Below are 19068 nucleotides of genomic sequence, written 5' to 3' on the forward strand. Positions count from 1 at the left end.
GGCACGGATCCGGACGCCGATACCGGTCACGTCAGTCCGAGGCCGTGTCGGCGGCCCGGCCGAGGTGACGGGCGAAGAACCGGGCCGAGCTGTCGCGCTCGTACTCGGGCACCTGGTTGTGCCTGCCCGGGTGGGCGTGCAGCGTCTTCTCCCTCGCGGCGAAGGCGTCGAACAACGCGATCGCAGCGGTGTGGTCGATTTCGTCCTCGTCCCACGGAATCCGGTACTCGACAGGGACGGTGATCTTTCTCGCCGCCTCGATCAGAGCGTCGTGCACATAGACCCCACCGAAGCTCACGGCAGCGATCCGGGAATCGACCGCCGTCAGCATCAGCCCGGTCACGACACCCAACGTCATTCCGCCGTAGCCGATAGGCGCTTCGGCGCCGACCTCGGGCAGCGCCTGCAGGGCGTCCAGGGTCGCCTGCCATTCCGGCACCGCACGCTCCGCCAGCGACATGTTGTAGTCGATGACGATCGGGGCGATCGGAGCTATCGCCGCCCTGGCCCGATGGATCGCCTCGGCCCACCGTTGATCCTGACTGTTTCGCGGCCGGTCACCATGTCCGGGCGCATCGATGGCGGCGACGGTGTACCCATAGGTGGTCACGCAGTGGAGCGCGCTGGCTACCAGCCCCGGCGCCTTCTTGTGCATGCCGCCGGCGTGCCCCGACAGCAGCAGCGGTGCGCCAACGGTTCCGGATGTGGGTGACCAGAGCACGCCGGTGATCTCATCCAGGGTGAATGTACGTTCGATGACACCGTTCGACGATGTCTCAGAGGTGAAATGCATGGTGTTGCCTTTCGGGATCGCCTTGTTGTCGAGGCGCTCCCGGCGACACCTACGTCGATCGCCGAACCGTGAACACGAGTGGGAGCACCCACATGGTTACTGCGTTCATGGGTCCCACCTCCTCGCGTGATGTCACGGTCTCGCGCACGCTATCAACCTGAACCGAATCCCGTCCAACCTATTTCCTGCCTCGCCATTGGCCCGTTGCACGCGCAGGGGAAGTGCCGCGAATCCCGAACGGCTATGGCAGTTCCCGGATCACCCGGCACGGGTTGCCCGCCGCGAACACCCGCGACGGCACGTCCTTGGTCACCACGGAGCCCGCGCCGATCACCGTGTCGTCCCCGATGGTCACGCCGGGACAGACGATCACTCCCCCGCCCAGCCAGACGTTGTCGCCGATCACGACCGGAGCCGCCGACTCCCACCGCTGCCGCCGCGCCTCGTGGTCCTCCATCGGATGCAGCGCGGTGAGCAACTGGGCACGGGGACCGATCGAGACGTCGTTCCCGATCGTGATCGGCGCGCAGTCCATCAGGATCGCGTCGTAGTTCAGGAAGCTGTTCGAGCCGATCGTGATCAACGATCCGTAGTCGCACTGGAATCGCGGCATGACCCATGACCCCTCGCCGATCGAGCCGAGGAGCCGCTTCAACAGGTCCAGGCGCAGCGAATCCTCGTCGGCCCCGGTGGCATTGAACTGGTCGAGCAGGCGCTGGCAGGCCTTCCGCTCCGCGACCAGGTCGGCGTCGTTGTCGCGATAGAGCTCGCCGAGCAGCATTCGATCTCGTTGTTCCCCCATGACGCCGACCCTAGCCGACGGCATGGGGGGACGCCGGTCAGCGCAGCGAGACCCCGAGCAGTCCGTCGACGGCGTCCGCGAGCGCTCCCGGTGCCGACGGGTCCGAGCCGCCGTGATCCACGGCCCACCGGGCCCAGGCGTCAACAGCGTCGATCGCCTTCGGGGTGTCCAGGTCGTCCGCCAGGTGCTGGCGCAGCCGTCCGATGGTGTCCTCCGCGGACTGGGCCGACCCGAGCGCGGCGGCACGACGCCACAGCGCGAGGCGCTCCTCGGCCGCGGCGAGCACGTCGCCCGTCCAGGCCCGGTCGGTGCGGTAGTGCCCGGACAGCAGACCCAGCCGGATCGCCATCGGGTCGACGCCCTCGCCGCGCAGCTTCGACACGAACACCAGATTGCCGCGGCTCTTCGACATCTTCTCGCCGTCGAGCCCGATCATCCCGGTGTGCACGTAGTGCCGCGCGAATCGGCGGTCCAGCACAAGGGATTCGGCGTGCGCGGCCGAGAACTCGTGGTGCGGGAAGATCAGGTCGCTGCCGCCACCCTGCACATCGAAGCCCGAACCGATCCGGTTCAACGCGATCGCGGAGCACTCGATGTGCCACCCCGGCCTGCCCGGCCCGAACGGCGACGGCCAGGACGGCTCACCCGGTCGCTCGGCGCGCCACACCAGCGCATCGAGCCGGTCCTGCTTCCCGGCCCGCTCGGGGTCTCCCCCGCGCTCGGCGAAGAAGCGCTCCATGGTGTCGCGGTCGTAGCCGGACTCATAGCCGAACTGCTCGGTCGCGTTCGCCCGGAAGTAGACGTCCGGGTACTCCTCGTCGTCGACCACGTATGCGGAGCCCGCGGCGAGCAGCTTCTCCACCATCTCGACGACCTCGTTCACCGATTCGACGGCGCCGATGTAGTCGCGCGGCGGCAGCACCCGCAGCGCCTCCATGTCCTCGCGGAACAGCGCCGTCTCGCGCATGCCGAGCACCACCCAGTCCTCGCCGTCCCTGGCCGCACGCTCGAAGAGCGGATCGTCGACGTCGGTCACGTTCTGCACGTAGTGCACGTTGTGACCGGCGTCGCGCCACAGGCGGTTGACGAGATCGAACGTCAGGTAGGTGGCGGCGTGCCCGAGGTGTGTGGCGTCGTAGGGGGTGATCCCGCACACGTACATGGTGGCGGTCTCGCCCGGGGTGACGGGTCGGACCCGGCGGTCCGCGGTGTCGAAGAGCCGAAGCGGCGGCCCCTGACCGGGAACGGAGGGAACGGCTGTGTCGGACCAGGACTGCATACGGACGAGCCTATCGGAGGGCCCGAAGTCCCCCGGAACGCGTTCCCGCTAGAAGGCGGGCCACGGGATCGGCCGGTGGTTTCCCGGCAGTGGCATCACCGGGTCCGCGAGCATGGCGTCGGTCCGCGCCACCAGCGCGTCGATCTCGTCGCCGGTGATGTGCTGGTGCAGCTGATCGGCCAGCGGGCCCCGCAGGCGCTCGGCGAGGGCCTCGACGTCGACGAGCAGTGCGCCGTGTACCGGCTGGCCGGCCCAGCCCCACAACACGGTGCGCAGCTTGTCCTCACTGTGCAGGCAGATGCCGTGATCGACGCCGTACACCGAACCGTCGATGCCCTCGAGCGCATGACCACCCTTGCGGTCCGCGTTGTTGAGCAGCACGTCGAGCACGGCCATCCGCTGCAGCCGGGGGTCGTCGGCGTGGACCAGCGCCACCTGCTCGCCGTCCCCGTCGTACGCGAGCAGCACCTCGAACCACCCGGCAGGCACCTGGTCCGGCGGGCAGATGTCGACCAGCGCCATCCGCTCACCCAGCTCGCCGGTCGGTTCCGGCGTCTCCACCCAGCGTTGCACCATGCCGGGGCCGTACGGCCCGTCCCGCAGGATCGTCTCCGGGATCACGCCCCATCCGAGCGCCTCGGAGATCAGATAGGACGCGACCTCGCGACCGGCGAGGGTGCCGTCCGGAAAGTCCCACAGCGGGCGCTCACCGCGGATCGGCTTGTACACGCATCGGACGCTCTGCCCGTTACTCGTGGCCTCGCAGACCAGCGTGGCGTTGCTGGCGCTGACGATCCGACCCAGCACTGACAGTTCGCCGGTGTGCAGCAACTCGGACTCCTCGTCCACGACGTGGTCGGCGGTCAACGGCTACTCCTCTTCGGGTAGTTCGTCGATGCGCTCGAAGTTCGCGCCACGCCGGTAGCCGTTGGTGCGGATGCAGACGTGCCCCTCAGGGGTCAGCGGCTCACCGCACAACGGGCACGGTGCGCGCCCCGCCGCGATGACCCGCTCGGACCGCAACGCGAACGCCCTGGCCTGCTCCGGCGTCAGGAAGACCCGGACCGCGTCCGGTCCGTCCTCCGCGTCGTCGAGGACCACGGACTCGTCGAACTCCGACTCGCTGACCGCGAGCAACTCGACGACAACCGAGCCCGCGTCCGCGTCCCACCCGAGGCCCATCGTGCCGACCCGGAACTCGGCGTCGATCGGCGTCATCAACGGGCTGAGGTCCTCGAGCTCGACGTCCTGCGGCGGCACGGCCGTGCCGAACCGGCGGTGCACCTCGTCGAGCAGCAGTCCCATCCGGTCGGCGAGCACCTGTACCTGCTGCTTCTCCAGCAGCACGGTGATCACCCTGGACTCGTGGATCGCCTGGAGATAAAAGGCACGGTCACCCGGCTCGCCGACGGTGCCGGCGATGAATCGATCAGGGGTGCGGAAAACGTGTATTGCTCGGGACATCAGCACCTCCGTCTGGTCGAGCGGTCGATATCTGTAACCGTGGTCGGGCGGAATCGCGGCGCAGGTCGCGTCCACGACGGGACTCGGGTCGCGTCACTCATTATCCGCCCACCCCCTACCTTCCCACCTCGCCGCCGGGAACGGCATCCGACGATCCGACGCCCGCGGGCTTGGCAGGCGCGCTGCCGTTGAGTCCCGACAGGTCGCCCGTGTCGTTCATCCGCAGCACGAACGGTCGGGTCGCGGTGTAGCGCACCACGCTCACCGACGCCGGATCGGCGACGATCCGCTGGAACCCGTCCAGGTGGGTCCCGAGTGCATCGGCGAGCACCGACTTGATCACATCACCGTGCGTGCAGGCCAGCCACAGCACGTCCCCGCCGTGTTCCTCGGCGAGCCTCGCGTCGTGCGCGCGGACCGCGGCGACCGCCCTGGCCTGCACCTGCGCCAGGCCCTCGCCGTCGGGGAACACCGCCGCGGACGGGTGCTGCTGCACCACCTTCCACAGCGGTTCCTCCAGCAGGTCCTTGATCGCCTGTCCGGTCCACGACCCGTAGTCCACCTCGATCAACCGGTCGTCGGCGATCGGGTCAAGGTCCCGATCCCGCGCCAACGGTTCGACGGTCCGTTCGCAGCGCAGCAGCGGGGAACGCACGATCGCCGCAAGCGGCACGCCGGAGAGCCGATCCACCACCGCGCGGGACTGCTCCCGGCCGCGGTCGTCGAGATCGATGCCCGGCGACCGGCCGGCGAGCATGCCAGAGGTGTTGGATGTCGATCGCCCGTGCCGCAGCAGGATCACTGTCATGGGACCAGACTAGGTCGCCGAGATCACGCCGGTGCCCAGCAACCCGAACACCAGCAGACCCAGGATGATGCGGTAGCCCACGAACCAGTACATCGAGTGGTCGACCACGAACCGCAGCAACCACGCGATGGTGACGTACCCGATCACGAACGCGATCAGGGTCGCCACGATCAGCTGGGCCCCGCTGGCGTTGAGTCCCTCGCCCGCGGGCGCGAATGCGTCGGGGAGGCTGAACAATCCGGCCGCGGTGACCGCGGGGATCGCCAACAGGAACGAGTAGCGGGCTGCCGCCTCACGGGTGAGACCGAGGAACAGGCCTGCGCTGATGGTGCCGCCGGACCGCGACACACCGGGGATCAGGGCCAGCGCCTGAGCGGAGCCCATGATCACGCCGTCCTTGAGCGTGAGCTGTTCGATCGGCCTGCGCTTGCGCCCGTAGTACTCGGCCGCGGCGATCACCAGCGCGAAGACGATGAGCATCGTCGCGACCAGCCACAGGTTGCGCGCCCCGGTGCGGACCTGGTCCTTGAAGAGGAACCCGAGGACGCCGACGGGGATGGTGCCGACGATGACGTACCAGCCCATCTTGTAGTCGTGGTCGCCGCGCTTGCCCGGGTCGAACAGGCCACGGAACCAGGCCATCGCGATCCGCCAGATGTCCCTGGCGAAGTAGACGAGCACCGCGGCCTCGGTGCCGAGTTGGGTCACCGCGGTGAAGGAGGCGCCCGCGTCGGTGTCCCAGAACAGTTCCGACACGATACGAAGATGGCCGGAGGAGGAAATCGGCAGGAACTCGGTCAGCCCCTGGATCACTCCGAGGACGATGGCCTGCAGCCATGTCATCGATTCCACGATCACTGGCCGACTCCAGGGGACACGTTAACGCGGCAAAGAAGATTCACGGGAGCGACCGTACCCGGCGCGCCCCCTGGGCGCGCACCGCGCGGCACCACTACGCTCCCCTTCTTGTGGTGATCGAATTATGAGGCAGCGCGCGGTCGGAGACAGCGGACTCCGGGTGTCCCGCATCGGGCTCGGCACGCTCGGGTGGGGTCGGGACACGGACGGCGTCGAGGCCGCGGCCCAGCTGATGGGTTTCGCGGAATCCGGTGGCACCCTTGTCGATTCGGCACCGTTCTACGGCGACGGCGTGTCGCAGCGGATCCTTGCCGAGCTGCTCGACGACGTGGTGCCGCGCAGCCAGCTCGTGCTCAGCAGCAGCTCGGGCATCCATCCGGGCCGCGAACGCCTCGACTGCTCCCGCCGCGCGCTGATCGGTCAGCTCGACGCGACCCTCAAGGAGCTGGGCACCGACCACCTCGACCTGTGGCAGGTCGCGACCTGGGATCCGTTCACCCCGGCCGAGGAGGTCGCCTCGGCGCTCGAGTTCGCGGTCGCGACGGGACGCGCCCGATACGTCGGCGCGCGCGGCCACCTGGGCTGGCAGCTGGCCACCGCCGCGGCAGGCACCAAGCTCATCGCCACCCAGGCCGAGTACTCGCTGCTCGCCCGCGGGGTGGAGGACGAACTGATCCCGGCCGCCGACCATCACGGCATCGGCCTGCTGGCGGCCGTTCCGTTGGCGGGCGGCGTGCTGACCGGCAAGTACCGCGACGGCATCCCCGCCGACTCCCGCGGGGCAACCGAGTCCGGCGCGGACCTGGTGGTCGGGTACCTGAACGACGACCACACCGCCCGGGTCGTCGAGGCCGTCGTCACGGCGGCCGACGGGCTCGGGGCCTCCCCGCTGGCCGTGGCGCTGGCGTGGGTGTGCGACCGGCCAGGGGTGGCCAGCGCCATCGTCGGCGCCAGGGACTACGCCCAGCACACCGGCGTGCTCGCGGCCGAGGACCTGGAGTTGCCCGCGGCGATCGCCGCGGCCCTCGACGACGTCAGCGCCTGACGGCCCCACCTCCGGCAGTCTGGCCACCTACGCTGGAGGGGTGCCTTCCACGTCGATGCCGCAGGCCGAGCTTCGCAGCCGGTTCGCCCGCGCACGGGTCGCGCGGCTGGCCACCGCAGGCGCCGACGGGCTGCCGCACCTGGTGCCGGTGGTCTTCGCGATGGCGGGCGGGGTGATCTACACGGCGGTCGACGACAAACCCAAGTCGACGCGGCGGCTCCGACGGCTCGACAACATCACCGCGACCGGGCGGGTCAGCCTGCTGGTCGACGAGTACGCCGAGGACTGGTCGCAACTCTGGTGGATCCGCGTCGACGGCACGGCGCGGGTGCTCGACGACGACGCGCAGAGCCGGATCGGCACCGACGCGCTCGTGCGGAAGTACGTGCAGTACACGACCTCTCCGCCCGAGGGTCCGGTGGTCGCGATCGATCCGGCGCGATGGGTCTCCTGGTCCGCCCTGGACACCCGATCTACTAGGGCAGGCTAACCTTGTACGGAATGCGCTTCCGAGGAGCTACAGGAGAAACGATGACAGTGCTCGATGCCGGTGTCGACGCCGCGGATGATGCGACCGGATTGGCCGAGCGGATCAGGACGCAGACCGACGCGGCACACCGCCAGACCGAGCAGTCGCGCTTCGTCGGTGATCTCCTCGCGGGCAAGCTGACCAGCGCCGGGTACGCGGCCCTGCTCGGCCAGACCTACCTGGTGTACCTCGCCCTCGAGGAGGCGGGCCGTGCCCAGGCATCGAACCCGATCGTGGCGGAGTTCCTCGGCGACGAGCTCCTGCGCACCGAGGCACTCGAGGCCGACCTGGAGTTCCTGCTCGGCGCGAACTGGCGCGACGAGATCACCCCGCTGCCCGCCACCACCCGGTACGTCGACCGGCTCAACGAGGTCGCGTTCGACTGGCCCGCCGGCTTCGTCGCGCACCACTACATCCGCTACATGGGCGACCTCTCGGGCGGGCAGATCATCCGCCGGATGCTCGAGCGCGCCTACGGCTACACCACCGACGGGCTGCGGTTCTACATCTTCGACCAGATCGAGAAGCCCAAGCTCTACAAGGACGCCTACCGAGGCAAGCTCGACGCCGCGCCGCTGTCCGCGGACGAGCAGCAGCGCCTGATCGACGAGGTGATCCTGGCCTACCGGCTCAACGGCGACCTGTTCGCCGACCTCGAGGCCGAGATCGAGAGCTACCTGGTCAAATGAGCCGACTGCTCGGTGCTCGGGGCGCGCGACTGCTGGCCATCGCGCTGACGGCCGCGGCGATGACCACAGCCTGCGCGACCGGCGGCGACGCGCCGACCGGCGCGCAGACCGGTAGGACCACCGCCACCCTCGAGAGTCTCGACCCCGACCCGATCGCCGAGCACCCGGCCTCGGTCCTGCCGGTGACCGTCAAGAGCGCGGATGGCGCCGACGTGACGATCACGGACACCAGCCGGATCGTCGCGGCCGATCAGTACGGCACCCTCACCGAGACCGTCTACGCGCTCGGTTTCGGCGACCGCCTCGTCGGCCGGGACATCGCGGCGAAGTTCCCCGCCGTCGAGTCGGTCCCGAACGTCACCCCCAGCGGCCGCCAGCTCTCCGCCGAGGCCATCTTGAACCTGCACCCCACCGTGGTGCTCACCGATGCCAGCATCGGACCGCGGGCCGTGCAGGACCAGTTGCGTGCGGCCGGCATCCCGGTCGTCTTCTTCGACCCCGCCCGCTCACTGACGAGCGTCCCGGACCAGATCCAGGCCGTCGCCGACGCGCTCGGGGTGCCCGCCGAGGGCACCGCGCTGCGGGAGCGGACCGCCGCCGAGATCGCCGACGCCACCGCACTCGTACCGTCGAACGCCGACCCGCTGACGATCGCGTTCCTCTACATGCGCGGCCCAGCGATCACCATGCTGGCCGGCCCCGGATCGGGTGCCGACTCGCTGATCGAGGGGCTGGGGGCCACCGACGCGGGGACCGCGGCCGGGCTCACCAAGGACTTCACGCCGATCACCAGCGAGGCGATGATCGCGGCGGCGCCCGACGTGTTCCTCATGATGACGGGCGGCCTCGAATCCATCGGTGGCGTCGAGGGTCTGACCGCCATCCCCGGCATCGCGCAGACCCCCGCCGGCCGCGATCAGCGGATCGTGGACATGCAGGACGGCGCCCTGCTCAGCTTCGGACCGCGCACCGGCGCCGTCCTGAAGGCACTGGCGACGGCCGTCTACGGCCCACCCGCCCAGTGACCGCCACGACGGCCACCCCCGCGGCCGCGCCGCCGCGCAGGCGGCTCCGCGGCGGGGCGGTCCTGGCCGCGCTGGCCATCGCGCTCGTCGTGCTCGCGTTGGTCTCCGCCTGCGTCGGGCAGGTACCGACCGCGCCGATGGAGGTCATCGGCAGCGTCCTGCATCGCATCGGTCTCGACCTCGGCCCCATGCCCGCGCACCCCAGCGGCGAGGTCACCCTCTGGCAGGTCCGGTTCCCGCGGGTCGCGCTGGCCATCGTGGTCGGCGCCGGACTCGCCTGCGCGGGCGCGCTCCTCCAGGGCGTGTTCGCGAACCCGCTCGCCGAGCCCGGCGTCATCGGCGTCTCCGCGGGCGCGGCGGTGGGCGCGAGCGCCGTGATCGTCACCGGCGGCGCGTTCGTCGCCGGTCCCTCCGTGGCGGCGGCCGCCTTCGTCGCGGGTCTCATCACCACGGCCCTGGTGTACCTGCTGGCGCGGTCCGAGGGCCGCACCGAGGTGGTGACCCTCGTCCTGACCGGCATCGCGATCAACGCGTTCGCGGGTGGCCTGATCGCGTACTTCACGTTCGCCGCCTCCCCCGCCGCCCGCGATCAGATCGTGTTCTGGCAGCTCGGCAGCCTCAACGGCGCCACATGGAGCTCGGTCGCGATCGTCGCGCCGATGGCGGCCGTCGGCATCGCGGTGACCATGGCGATGGCGACCAAGCTGGACCTGCTGGCCCTCGGCGAGAGCGCGGCCGCGCATCTCGGCGTGAACGTGGAACGGGTGCGTCAGCTCGCGGTCGTGGTCGTCGCGCTGCTCGTCGCCTCCTCGGTGGCGTTCACCGGCATCATCCTGTTCGTCGGCCTCGTGGTGCCGCACCTGATGCGGATGATCGTCGGACCGGGCCATCGTCTGCTGATCCCGGCCAGCGCGCTGGGCGGGGCGATCCTGCTGCTCGCCGCGGATCTCGGCGCCCGCACCCTGGTGCCCAACGCCGACCTGCCGCTCGGCATGCTCACCTCGCTGGTCGGCGGCCCGTTCTTCTTCTGGCTGCTGCGCCGGACCCGTCGTCAGCAGGGTGGGTGGGCCTGATGGCGACACTGGCGGCGCAGCTGCGGAATCTGTTCGCGCGAGAGCTCGAGGTGCCGGAGCGACGGGAGCCGGGCGCGGTGAGCATGCGCGCGGTCGGCGTCAGCGTGGACCGCGGGCAGCGCCGGGTGCTGGAGTCCGTCTCGCTCGACGTGCGCGTCGGCGAGGTGCTCGCCCTCGTCGGACCGAACGGCGCGGGCAAGTCGACGCTGCTGGCGGCGATGGCGGGCGACCAGGCCATCGCGGAGGGCCACGTCGAGCTCGACGGCAGGCCGCTGGAGCACTGGACGGGCACCGACATGGCCCAGCGGCGGGCGGTACTCCCGCAGCAGCACACCGTCGGGTTCTCGTTCACCTCCCTCGAGGTGGTCCGGATGGGCCGGGCGCCGTGGACGCGCACCGCCTGCAGGGACGAGGACGCCGACGCGGTGCGGGAGGCCATGGAGGCGTGCGACGTCGCCGCGTTCGCGGAGCGGCCGTTCGCCGCGCTGTCCGGCGGCGAACGCTCACGGGTCGCCCTGGCCCGGGTGTTCGCCCAGCGCACCGAGACGCTGCTGCTGGACGAACCGACCGCGGCGCTCGACCTCGGCCATCAGGAGGCGGTGATGTCGCTGGTGCGTGAGCGCGCGCGGGCGGGCACCGCGGTGGTGGTGGTGCTGCACGACCTCGCGCTGGCCGCGGCGTATGCGGACACCGTCGCCGTCCTGGAGGCCGGCGCGCTTGCCGCGTACGGCAGCCCGCGCGAGGTGCTCACCGAGACCCTGCTCAGCCGCGTGTACGGCCACCCCGTCGAGGTGATCGCGCATCCGCGCTCGGGCGCCCAACTGGTGCTTCCGCAGCGGGGCTGAGCCGAGTGTGCACCTTCCGGCGTGTCGGCCGAGTGCAGGCGACGGCAGCTGCACACTCGGCGGGACTCAGCGCCGGTCGAGCACCGAGCTGAGCCGGCCCAGCAGCGCGCGGAGCGTGGTGCCGGTTGCCGTTCCCGGGTTGACCGGGTCCGCCGACGCGACGGCGTCGCGCACCGCGGCGGCGATGCTGCGCTCGTCGGTCAGGTCAACGGTGATCATCGAGCGTTCGGCGGTCGCGACCACGTCCGACTTGTCCGGGACCGTCGACTCGAGGTCCGCGCGGTACACCTCGACGTAGAGGGTGCTGCGGCGGACACGGAAGGCGAAGGCCTGCCCGTCCGCGTTCGTGCCGAATCCATGTGCGTACGGACCGACGCTCAGGTCCTCCAACGCGAACCCGGGGGTTCTGCCTGAGTCCACCCCGCCTCCTCCCCGCCGCGGTCGACGACTGTGCCGGACGCCGGCCCAGGTGCATTCACGGTAGACCCGATCCGGCCCGAGGGCCCGAGTCGGATTATTCGGACGAGACGCGATCAGGGATGCTAGGGGGCGGACACGGTGAACATCGGGCGACGGGTCGGCGGCGGGGCACGCCGCGACATCGAACGCCGGCACCGAAGAGCGACTGAGGAGACGTACATGCGGGTACCGGCGGGACGCACAACCACGGTCTTGGCGGGTGCGCTGTTATTGCTGGTCACCGGCTGTTCCTCGAAGGACGAGGGGGAGAATCTCAAGACCATCGAGCCCGCAACGGCGGCGGTCTCCCCCGCGACGGTCGCCCCGCCCGCGGGCACCGTGCGGCCGCTCCCCGGCGCTGTCGAGACGGCGGCGTTCGACCCGAAGACCGGGACCGTGGCCTTCCTCACACCCGACGCGGACCGCCTGCTCCTGCTGCCCGCCGCCGATCCGGGCGCCGCCCCGCGTGAGGTCCAATTGCCCGGCGGCGTGGCCAATCTCGGCGCGCCGCGCGACGGCGTGTTGCTGGTGCCCGCGGGCCGCGCCGTGGTCCGGGTTGACCTGGCCTCAGGTCAGACGACCACCGTCGACGTCGACGGCGACGTCAGCTCCGCCGCCCTCCTCCAGTCCGGGTCGACGGCGGTCGGCACCGCCGACGGCTCGGTCCTCGTCCTCGACGCGAGCGGCAAGGAAACCGAGCGCATCTCGGGACTTGCGTCCGTCGACGCGCTCGGCGTCACCGGCGAGCAACTGACCGCGCTCGATCGCAAGCAGACCTCCGTCACCGAGATCGACATCCAGGACAAGTACCTCGGCCGCGCCCTGCGAGCGGGCGAGGGTGCCACCAACCTGACCACCGATCACTTCGGCCGGGTCCTCGTCACCGACACCCGCGGCGGCGAACTCATCGCCCTGACCACCGATCCGCTGATGATGCGTCAGCGCTTCCCGGTCCCGAACTCCCCGTACGGCATCGCCTACGACGACACCGCCAACCTGGTCTGGGTCACGCTGACCCGCAGCAACGAGGTGGTCGGCTACGACCTCTCGAGCGGGATCCCGGTCGAGAAGCGGCGCTTCCCCACCGTCCGCCAGCCCAACGCGGTGACCGTCGACCCCGGCACCGGCACGCTCTTCGTCGGCTCGGCGGTCGGCGACGGCCTGCAGTCGATCGACACCAAGGCACAGTCATGACGGTTGTCACCGCCGACGATCGCACGACCGGAATCTAGGGAGATTCGTTGTACAGCTTGCTGCTTCGCCTGATGTTCCGGCTCCAGCCGGAACGAATCCACCACATCGCGTTCCGCGCCATGCGGCTGGTCACCGCCGTCGGGCTGGTGCGCGCACTGGTCGCCAAGGTGCTCACCGTCTCCGATCCGGTGCTGCGCACCCGGGTGTTCGGGGTGGACTTCCCGGCTCCGCTCGGCCTGGCCGCCGGGTTCGACAAGGACGCGACCGGCGTGAACGCCTGGGGGCCACTCGGGTTCGGTTTCGCGGAGGTCGGCACCGTCACCGCGCAGGCCCAGCCGGGCAACCCGGCGCCGCGCCTGTTCCGGCTGCCAGCCGACCGCGCGCTGATCAACCGGATGGGCTTCAACAACCACGGCGCGGGCCACGCGGCGAACCAGCTGCGCCAGCGGCGAAACGGGGTGCCGATCGGCGCGAACATCGGCAAGACCAAGGTCGTGCCCGCGGCCGAGGCCGACGCCGACTACACGGCCAGCGCCCGGTTGCTCGGCCCGCTAGCCGATTTCATCGTCGTCAACGTCAGCTCGCCGAACACCCCGGGTCTGCGCGACCTGCAGGCCGTCGAGTCGCTGCGTCCGCTGCTGGGCGCGGTGCTGAGCGCGGTGGACGTCCCGGTGCTGGTGAAGATCGCGCCGGACCTGTCCGACGAGGACGTCGACGCCGTCGCCGACCTGGCGGTCGAGCTCGGCCTGGCAGGCATCGTGGCCACCAACACCACGATCAGCCGCAGCGGCCTGCGCACGCCGGAGTCCGAGGTGGCCGCGATCGGCGCGGGCGGCCTGTCCGGCCCTCCCGTCGCGGACCGCTCACTGGAGGTCCTGCGCCGCCTGTACACGCGGGTCGGTGACAAGCTGACCCTGATCTCCGTCGGTGGCATCGAGACCGCAGACCAGGCCTGGGAGCGAATCCTCGCCGGCGCCAGCCTGGTTCAGGGCTACACGGGATTCATCTACGGGGGCCCGTTCTGGATGCGCCGGATCCACAAGGGCCTGGCGCAGCGGGTCCGAGCGGCCGGGTACTCCTCGCTGTCCGAGGCGGTCGGGGCCGAGCACCGGGGCTGAGCCGCTGACGTGATGCGTCTCCTGCCCGTCATCGCCGGTTGCCTGCTGAGCTGGGTGCTCGGTGCGGTCGTCGTCCGCCTCGGCTTGGACTGGGCGGACACCTTTCCGTACAGCGAGGCGTCCGAGCGGCGCTATCTCGGCGTCGCGGGCGCCGCCCTGCTCGTGGCGATCGGCGGTTCGGTCGCCACGCTGCTCGTCGCACGCCGTCGGCACCGCCGAGACCGAACAGCCCTAACGACCCCAGCCGTTGCCGTTGAAGGGGATGATCTTGGTTCGTGAGCCATCGGGATGCCGGGGTGCCACCGAGGAATACCTGCTGGCCGCCCGGTCACGGAGCAGGTTTCCAGGACGCAGGAATTCCAGGCCTACCCGGACCCACCAGAACCGAGGACGAACTGCAGGCTGATCAGGTCGGTGCTCAGGTTCGATCGGTTCCTTCCTGACATAGTGGCTCATGCCCAGAGTCTAGGCGCGAGAGCCCTGTCCCGGCCGTTTCCTATTGGTCCACCTCGATCAGGGCGAGCTTCTTCATCAGATCCTCGGCCACCACCCCGACGCGCGGCTCATCGATGATCTGGATGTGATCGCCACCGACGTGGATGATCTCGAGGTTCCTCACCGCCTCGCCCCACCCCCCGTCGGGCTGACGAGTGCGGAATGTCGGCTCGATGATCATCAGGTCGTCCTGGTAGCTGTCGGTCATGTACAGCACGACGTCCCCGTCGTACGTCGCGAGGTCCGCGGTCTGGATGGCGCGGTACTCGAGCCAGGACGTGCGCTGGTGTTCGATGATGCCGCCGGGAATCTTGGTGCCGCTCATCGTGAGCAGGTCCATCAGGATCTGGATCTGGGCCTCGTCACTCTCGGCCGCAGCGAGCTTGTCGTAGGGCAGCGGGTAGTCGAGGTTGTACGTCTTCTTCGCGAACGCCGCGTACCGCTCCCAGCGTTTGCGGATCTCCTCGGGCGTGTCCTCGACCTTCTCGCCGGGCATGACCGTGTCGATGAGACCGACGATGCGCACGTCCGCGCCTTCGTCGCGGAGCAGCTTGGCGACCGCGTAGGCGAGGGCCCCGCCGAACGACCAGCCGTACAGCACGTACGGGCCGTCGCCCTGGATCTCGCGAACCAGCGGGAGATACGCCTTCGCCCGTGCCTCGAGCGAGCCCTCGGTGCGCTCGAAGCCGTACATCGGGGTGTCCGCCGGCAGCCGCTTGAGCAGCGGCTCGTAGGCGACCGTCGAGCCGCCGGCCGGGTGGAACACGAACACCGGCACCGCGGACGACCCTTCGGGACGGGCGCGCAGGGTGCGCACAAGCCCGTCGATCTTGACTCCGTCCTCGAGGTGCTCGCGGACCTTCTCGGCGAGCTGCTCGATGGTCTCCGAGTCGAGAATGTCGTCGAAGGTCACCTCACCGCCCGCGCGCTCGGACAGGCGCGCGGCCAGCTTCTGGGCGGTGTCGTCGTCGAGCACCGGCAGGGTGTTGAAGATGCCCTTCGCCGACTTCCCGGTGACGACCGCCCAGCTCGCGAACGTCAGCCGCTCGGCCGCATCACGCGGGGGCACATCGACATCCGAGCGCTCGGCTGGCGCAGGCCGCGGCACCCCGGCGGGGGCCTCGGTCTCGGCGGGGAGAGCCGCAGGCGCGGGCACCGACCCCTTCTCGAGCCGCTGGCTCTCGGCGAGCGCCTCCAACTCCTCGCGGTTGTCGATCGCGTAACGCAGGTACTTCTCCATCTCGCGCAGGCTCGCGTCGCGGACCGCCTGCAGCTGCAGCTGCGGGATGTCGAACTCGTACTCGACGCGGTTCTTGATCCGCACCGCCATCAGCGAATCCAGTCCCAGCTCGATGAGCGGGATCTCGGCGGGCAGGTCCTCGACCGCATAGCCCATGGACTCGGCGACGATCAGACCGAGCCGCTCCTCCAGGCTCTGGCCACTACTGGAATCCCACTTGCCACCGAAGGATTCGACGATCCCGGGCAACTCCTCCATCGGCGAACCGGACCGCCCCGCCGGCGCGGTGACAACCGGCTCGGGCAGGACCGCACCGGTCGAGACGACCGCCTCGAACAACAGCGTGAATCCCGCCGCGCCCGCTTGGCGAAAGACCTGCACCGATCCCCCACCCAGATGCGGCACCAGGGTCACCGTCAGGCTCCCGTCCGACGGCAGCTCCCCGTGCGTGACGGTGGCACTGAGGACGGAGTCCGGCAGAACCTGGGCCGTCACAAACGTGACGAGTGCACCGAGATCAGGCGCAGACGACACCGGGACCTCCCACGCGTGCCTGCCGTCCGGCAGCGGAACATAGGCACCGACAGTGCAATTGGTCTCGCTCGACATGTGAAGTCTCCCCTCCTCGCGACGCGCACCGATGTCACGGCGCAGCGCCCAGATTCCATTCGTGCGACACGCGAGCCCCGCGCCCCGATCCCCCCGGCGCGCAGACCCAAACCCACTGATCATGACACGTCGGGCCGCCTCGAACCGCCGTATCGCGCCTTGGCGCGCTTGTTCGTTGCGACGAACGCGCGGCGCGGTGTGGCTATGGTGGGGCCGGTGACTGTGACGACCGAGTTCAGAACCGAACGGCGTTCTCTGAGCGGGTGGGGTAGGCGTGCAGCGACACCGGCCGACGTGCTGTCGACTCCCGACCTCGAGACCATCGCCAAAGCCGTGAGCCAAGCCGGACCGAGAGGGGTCATCGCGCGCGGTCTCGGCCGCAGCTACGGCGACCCCGCGCAGAATGCGGGCGGACTGGTGATCGACATGACCGCCCTCGACCGGATCCACCGCATCGACCCGGACTCCGGGGTCGTCGACCTCGATGCCGGGGTCAGCCTCGACGCGCTGATGCGCGCCGTCCTCCCCCACGGCCTGTGGGTTCCCGTCCTGCCGGGAACCAGGCAGGTCACGGTGGGCGGGGCCATCGGGGCCGACATCCACGGCAAGAACCACCACTCGCACGGCAGTTTCGGCAACCACGTCGAGTCGCTCGACCTGCTGACCGCCGATGGGAGCGTCCGCACCCTGTCCCCGACGGGCGACGAAAAGGCCCTGTTCTGGGCCACCGTCGGCGGAATGGGGCTGACCGGCATAATCGTCCGGGCGCGCGTGCGGATGAAGGACACCGAGACGGCCTATTTCATCGCCGATCACGACCGCACCGCCAACCTCGACGAGACGATGGAACTGCTGACCGGCGGCTCCGACGAGGGCTACGACTACTCGATGTCGGTGCCCGACACCATCTCCACCGGCCCGAAGCTCGGCCGAGCGGGGTTCACCCGCGGATCACTGGCGACTCTTGACCAGCTGCCGCCGAAGCTGCGCCGGGATCCCCTGCGGTTCAACGCTCCTCAGCTACTCACCGTCCCGGACATCTTCCCGAGCGGGTTGGTCAACCGCCTCACGACGCGGATCGCCGCGGAGGCCGCACACCGGATGTACCCGAAGCACGGCCGGGGCACCGTCCAGAATCTGACGCAGTTCTACCACCCGCTCGACCTCCTCGGAGAGTGGAACCGTGCCTACGGCCCACAGGGTTTCATGCAGTATCAGTTCTCCATCCCGTTCGGCGCCGAGCAGCAACTCGCCGATATCGTGCGCGCGATCGCCGAGTCCGGGCACCGATCGTTCCTCAACGTGTTCAAGAGGATGGGTGACGGCAATCCCGCGCCACTCTCGTGGCCGCATCCGGGATTCATGCTGAGCCTCGACTTCCCGATCTGCGCGGGGCTCGGGCGATTCTGCGACGAGCTGGACGAACAGGTGTTGGCCGCCGGCGGTCGCCTCTACTTCGCCAAGGACTCTCGCACGACCCCCGAGCGCATTGCCCGGATGTACCCGCGGCTCTACGAATGGCGGACTGTTCGGGACAGCGTGGACCCCGAGCGCGTCTTCGCCTCCGATCTGGCTCGGCGTCTTCGGCTGGTGTCTGGCTAGCCGGATCGTGGTGCCACCCTGAGGATCCGGTCGGCGCGGTCGAGGTTGACGTCGACGCGGTGCCGGCTTGCGTCCACTCGGGACTCGATGCCCGTGTTCATGCCCGACCAGGGCGTGTCTGGCAAAGTCGCGGTCCAAGCGATGACCGCCCGTGCTCGATACAGTGATCGAATGCTCATTTCCGCTGACGTGATCGACGTCCTGGACCCGATGTCGGGCCTCGTTCTTGCCGGCGAGGCGGGCGGGCGTCTGACTTTCGCGCTGTGGCGAGACGGTGCAGTGCGTCTCCTCGACGACAGACTCGCCGAGAACTCGCGGCGAGAGCTCCCTCTGGGGGATGACGTCTGCGTCCTTGCGGCGTCCAGCCTCGATCTGCTTGTTCTCGCCTCCGCCGGCGGGCTCGTCATCGCCGGAGAGGAAGTGGTCACGGTGCCCGGAGTACCCGCCGACGCTGCCGCGCTCCTTGGCGGTCTACTTGTCGTCGCCGTCCCGGACGGCGAGAGACACCGGCTGCTCGTGCTCGATCCCGCGACCGGGGCGATCCTCGACGACCAGGCGATCGATGCCGATGATGCTCGCGCCTTCCTGCATCCCCATCCCTCCGAAGACACGGCGATTCTCGAGCTCGCCATGGGGCAGGATGGCGTTCTCGCCTTCCGCGTCGATGTCGAGGGATCGCGCCTACATCTGACCGAGATCCTGGCAGGAGATGATCCCGTGGTCGCGGGCTTCAGTCCGTCGGGTGCGAGGCTACTTCTCACCCCGTATCCAAGCGATCCGCAGACCGTACGGGTGCTGTCGTGGCCGGATCTGAAGGAGATATCACGGCTCGACGCGAGTGACGTCGACGCCGAGTACGGTTTCGGGCTCGCCGGATGCTGGATCAATGACGACCGAGCCGCCGTGTACGCGACCGAGGACGCATTGATCGTTGCCGACGAGAACCTCGACTCGTCCGAACGCATCGTATTGCCGATCGACTTCGGCGACGAGGGAGAGATCGAGAGGCTCACGCATCTGGGTTCGGGGAACGTCGCCGTCGGCGCGTGGACGCCAGCCGGTCGACTCACCCTCGTCGTGCGCCTCATCTGAAACCGCGACACCCGTCTTGCGGTCTCAGCAAGCATCCCCAACCCTTGCG

At 69.7% G+C, this 19068-nt stretch carries 19 protein-coding genes and 1 pseudogene; 11 read left to right on the top strand and 9 right to left on the bottom strand.

Features of this window, described 5'->3' with window-relative positions:
- Positions 1–31 precede the first annotated feature (31 nt).
- The 7 genes from RM1_RS23300 to RM1_RS23330 all read right to left on the bottom strand — a co-directional run bounded on the left by RM1_RS23300 (position 32) and on the right by RM1_RS23330 (position 6001).
- Positions 32–793, bottom strand: a complete 762-nt coding sequence (locus RM1_RS23300) for a dienelactone hydrolase family protein (RefSeq protein ID WP_072754014.1) — start codon at positions 791–793, stop codon at positions 32–34.
- A gap of 241 nt (positions 794–1034) precedes the next feature.
- On the bottom strand, positions 1035–1595 hold the full coding sequence (locus tag RM1_RS23305; RefSeq protein ID WP_072754015.1) for a sugar O-acetyltransferase: 561 nt from the start codon (positions 1593–1595) through the stop codon (positions 1035–1037).
- Between the two features lie 37 nt (positions 1596–1632).
- Positions 1633–2874 (bottom strand): cysteine--1-D-myo-inosityl 2-amino-2-deoxy-alpha-D-glucopyranoside ligase, encoded by a 1242-nt coding sequence (gene mshC / locus RM1_RS23310; RefSeq protein WP_072754016.1) that lies wholly within the window; start codon positions 2872–2874, stop codon positions 1633–1635.
- Between the two features lie 48 nt (positions 2875–2922).
- The gene (locus RM1_RS23315) at positions 2923–3741 is read right to left on the bottom strand and encodes an SCO1664 family protein (RefSeq protein WP_072754017.1); all 819 of its coding nucleotides are present in this window, start codon (positions 3739–3741) and stop codon (positions 2923–2925) included.
- A gap of 3 nt (positions 3742–3744) precedes the next feature.
- Positions 3745–4338 carry a DUF3090 domain-containing protein gene (locus RM1_RS23320; protein WP_072754030.1) on the bottom strand — a complete coding sequence of 198 codons (594 nt, stop codon included), beginning with the start codon at positions 4336–4338 and terminating at the stop codon, positions 3745–3747.
- A 115-nt stretch (positions 4339–4453) separates the two neighbouring features.
- A complete protein-coding gene (locus RM1_RS23325) occupies positions 4454–5146 on the bottom strand; it encodes a histidine phosphatase family protein (RefSeq protein WP_072754018.1) in 693 nt (230 codons plus the stop codon).
- Positions 5147–5155: 9 nt separating this feature from the next.
- Entirely contained in the window at positions 5156–6001 is an 846-nt protein-coding gene (locus RM1_RS23330; RefSeq protein WP_174562994.1) for an undecaprenyl-diphosphate phosphatase, read from the bottom strand.
- A 127-nt stretch (positions 6002–6128) separates the two neighbouring features.
- On the opposite strand from RM1_RS23330, the gene RM1_RS23335 reads away from it, so the two are divergent.
- The 6 genes from RM1_RS23335 to RM1_RS23360 are packed head-to-tail and all read left to right on the top strand — an operon-like array spanning position 6129 to position 11210.
- On the top strand, positions 6129–7049 hold the full coding sequence (locus RM1_RS23335; RefSeq protein ID WP_027501859.1) for an aldo/keto reductase: 921 nt from the start codon (positions 6129–6131) through the stop codon (positions 7047–7049).
- Positions 7050–7104: 55 nt separating this feature from the next.
- On the top strand, positions 7105–7539 hold the full coding sequence (locus tag RM1_RS23340) for a TIGR03668 family PPOX class F420-dependent oxidoreductase (protein ID WP_072754020.1): 435 nt from the start codon (positions 7105–7107) through the stop codon (positions 7537–7539).
- A 41-nt stretch (positions 7540–7580) separates the two neighbouring features.
- Complete coding sequence (locus RM1_RS23345; protein ID WP_072754021.1) at positions 7581–8267, top strand: biliverdin-producing heme oxygenase; 687 nt, start codon at positions 7581–7583, stop codon at positions 8265–8267.
- 59 nt (positions 8268–8326) lie between these two features.
- Entirely contained in the window at positions 8327–9292 is a 966-nt protein-coding gene (locus tag RM1_RS23350) for a heme/hemin ABC transporter substrate-binding protein (RefSeq protein ID WP_092667944.1), read from the top strand.
- Positions 9289–10365, top strand: coding sequence for a FecCD family ABC transporter permease (locus tag RM1_RS23355; RefSeq protein WP_027501863.1), 1077 nt, complete (start codon positions 9289–9291; stop codon positions 10363–10365). The genes RM1_RS23350 and RM1_RS23355 overlap by 4 nt, the downstream gene beginning before the upstream one ends.
- Entirely contained in the window at positions 10365–11210 is an 846-nt protein-coding gene (locus tag RM1_RS23360) for a heme ABC transporter ATP-binding protein (RefSeq protein WP_072754031.1), read from the top strand. Before RM1_RS23355 ends, RM1_RS23360 begins: the two co-directional genes overlap by 1 nt.
- A gap of 66 nt (positions 11211–11276) precedes the next feature.
- Here RM1_RS23360 and RM1_RS23365 read toward each other — a convergent pair whose 3' ends face one another.
- Positions 11277–11630, bottom strand: coding sequence for an SDR family oxidoreductase (locus RM1_RS23365; RefSeq protein ID WP_072754023.1), 354 nt, complete (start codon positions 11628–11630; stop codon positions 11277–11279).
- Positions 11631–11849: 219 nt separating this feature from the next.
- Here RM1_RS23365 and RM1_RS23370 point away from each other — a divergent pair, with 219 nt between their 5' ends.
- Genes RM1_RS23370 through RM1_RS23380 form a run of 3 tightly spaced genes read left to right on the top strand, consistent with a single transcriptional unit; the run spans position 11850 to position 14260 of the window.
- Positions 11850–12863, top strand: a complete 1014-nt coding sequence (locus tag RM1_RS23370) for a YncE family protein (protein ID WP_072754024.1) — start codon at positions 11850–11852, stop codon at positions 12861–12863.
- Between the two features lie 47 nt (positions 12864–12910).
- Positions 12911–13981 (top strand): quinone-dependent dihydroorotate dehydrogenase, encoded by a 1071-nt coding sequence (locus RM1_RS23375; protein WP_072754025.1) that lies wholly within the window; start codon positions 12911–12913, stop codon positions 13979–13981.
- A gap of 12 nt (positions 13982–13993) precedes the next feature.
- Complete coding sequence (locus RM1_RS23380; protein ID WP_072754026.1) at positions 13994–14260, top strand: hypothetical protein; 267 nt, start codon at positions 13994–13996, stop codon at positions 14258–14260.
- 217 nt (positions 14261–14477) lie between these two features.
- On the opposite strand, the pseudogene RM1_RS23385 reads toward RM1_RS23380, so the two are convergent.
- A pseudogene (locus RM1_RS23385) lies at positions 14478–16340 on the bottom strand (thioesterase domain-containing protein); the annotation flags it as partial.
- A 189-nt stretch (positions 16341–16529) separates the two neighbouring features.
- On the opposite strand from RM1_RS23385, the gene dprE1 reads away from it, so the two are divergent.
- Positions 16530–17927, top strand: a complete 1398-nt coding sequence (gene dprE1 / locus RM1_RS23390; RefSeq protein WP_072754028.1) for a decaprenylphosphoryl-beta-D-ribose oxidase — start codon at positions 16530–16532, stop codon at positions 17925–17927.
- 171 nt (positions 17928–18098) lie between these two features.
- On the top strand, positions 18099–19019 hold the full coding sequence (locus RM1_RS23395; RefSeq protein ID WP_143187343.1) for a hypothetical protein: 921 nt from the start codon (positions 18099–18101) through the stop codon (positions 19017–19019).
- Positions 19020–19068: the final 49 nt, after the last annotated feature.

This window comes from Rhodococcus maanshanensis NBRC 100610 (assembly GCF_001894865.1).
Lineage (GTDB): Bacteria > Actinomycetota > Actinomycetes > Mycobacteriales > Mycobacteriaceae > Rhodococcus_G > Rhodococcus_G maanshanensis.

Bases quoted from the DNA above. Each gene is read 5' to 3' on its own strand.
- RM1_RS23395 (WP_143187343.1), top strand. From the start codon at position 18,099: ATGCTCATTTCCGCTGACGTGATCGACGTCCTGGACCCGATGTCGGGC.
- RM1_RS23345 (WP_072754021.1), top strand. From the start codon at position 7,581: ATGACAGTGCTCGATGCCGGTGTCGACGCCGCGGATGATGCGACCGGA.
- dprE1 (WP_072754028.1), top strand. From the start codon at position 16,530: ATGGTGGGGCCGGTGACTGTGACGACCGAGTTCAGAACCGAACGGCGT.
- RM1_RS23350 (WP_092667944.1), top strand. From the start codon at position 8,327: ATGACCACAGCCTGCGCGACCGGCGGCGACGCGCCGACCGGCGCGCAG.
- RM1_RS23320 (WP_072754030.1), bottom strand. From the start codon at position 4,338: ATGTCCCGAGCAATACACGTTTTCCGCACCCCTGATCGATTCATCGCC.
- RM1_RS23360 (WP_072754031.1), top strand. From the start codon at position 10,365: ATGGCGACACTGGCGGCGCAGCTGCGGAATCTGTTCGCGCGAGAGCTC.
- RM1_RS23335 (WP_027501859.1), top strand. From the start codon at position 6,129: ATGAGGCAGCGCGCGGTCGGAGACAGCGGACTCCGGGTGTCCCGCATC.
- RM1_RS23325 (WP_072754018.1), bottom strand. From the start codon at position 5,146: ATGACAGTGATCCTGCTGCGGCACGGGCGATCGACATCCAACACCTCT.
- mshC (WP_072754016.1), bottom strand. From the start codon at position 2,874: ATGCAGTCCTGGTCCGACACAGCCGTTCCCTCCGTTCCCGGTCAGGGG.
- RM1_RS23380 (WP_072754026.1), top strand. From the start codon at position 13,994: ATGCGTCTCCTGCCCGTCATCGCCGGTTGCCTGCTGAGCTGGGTGCTC.
- RM1_RS23370 (WP_072754024.1), top strand. From the start codon at position 11,850: ATGCGGGTACCGGCGGGACGCACAACCACGGTCTTGGCGGGTGCGCTG.
- RM1_RS23340 (WP_072754020.1), top strand. From the start codon at position 7,105: ATGCCGCAGGCCGAGCTTCGCAGCCGGTTCGCCCGCGCACGGGTCGCG.
- RM1_RS23300 (WP_072754014.1), bottom strand. From the start codon at position 793: ATGCATTTCACCTCTGAGACATCGTCGAACGGTGTCATCGAACGTACA.
- RM1_RS23305 (WP_072754015.1), bottom strand. From the start codon at position 1,595: ATGGGGGAACAACGAGATCGAATGCTGCTCGGCGAGCTCTATCGCGAC.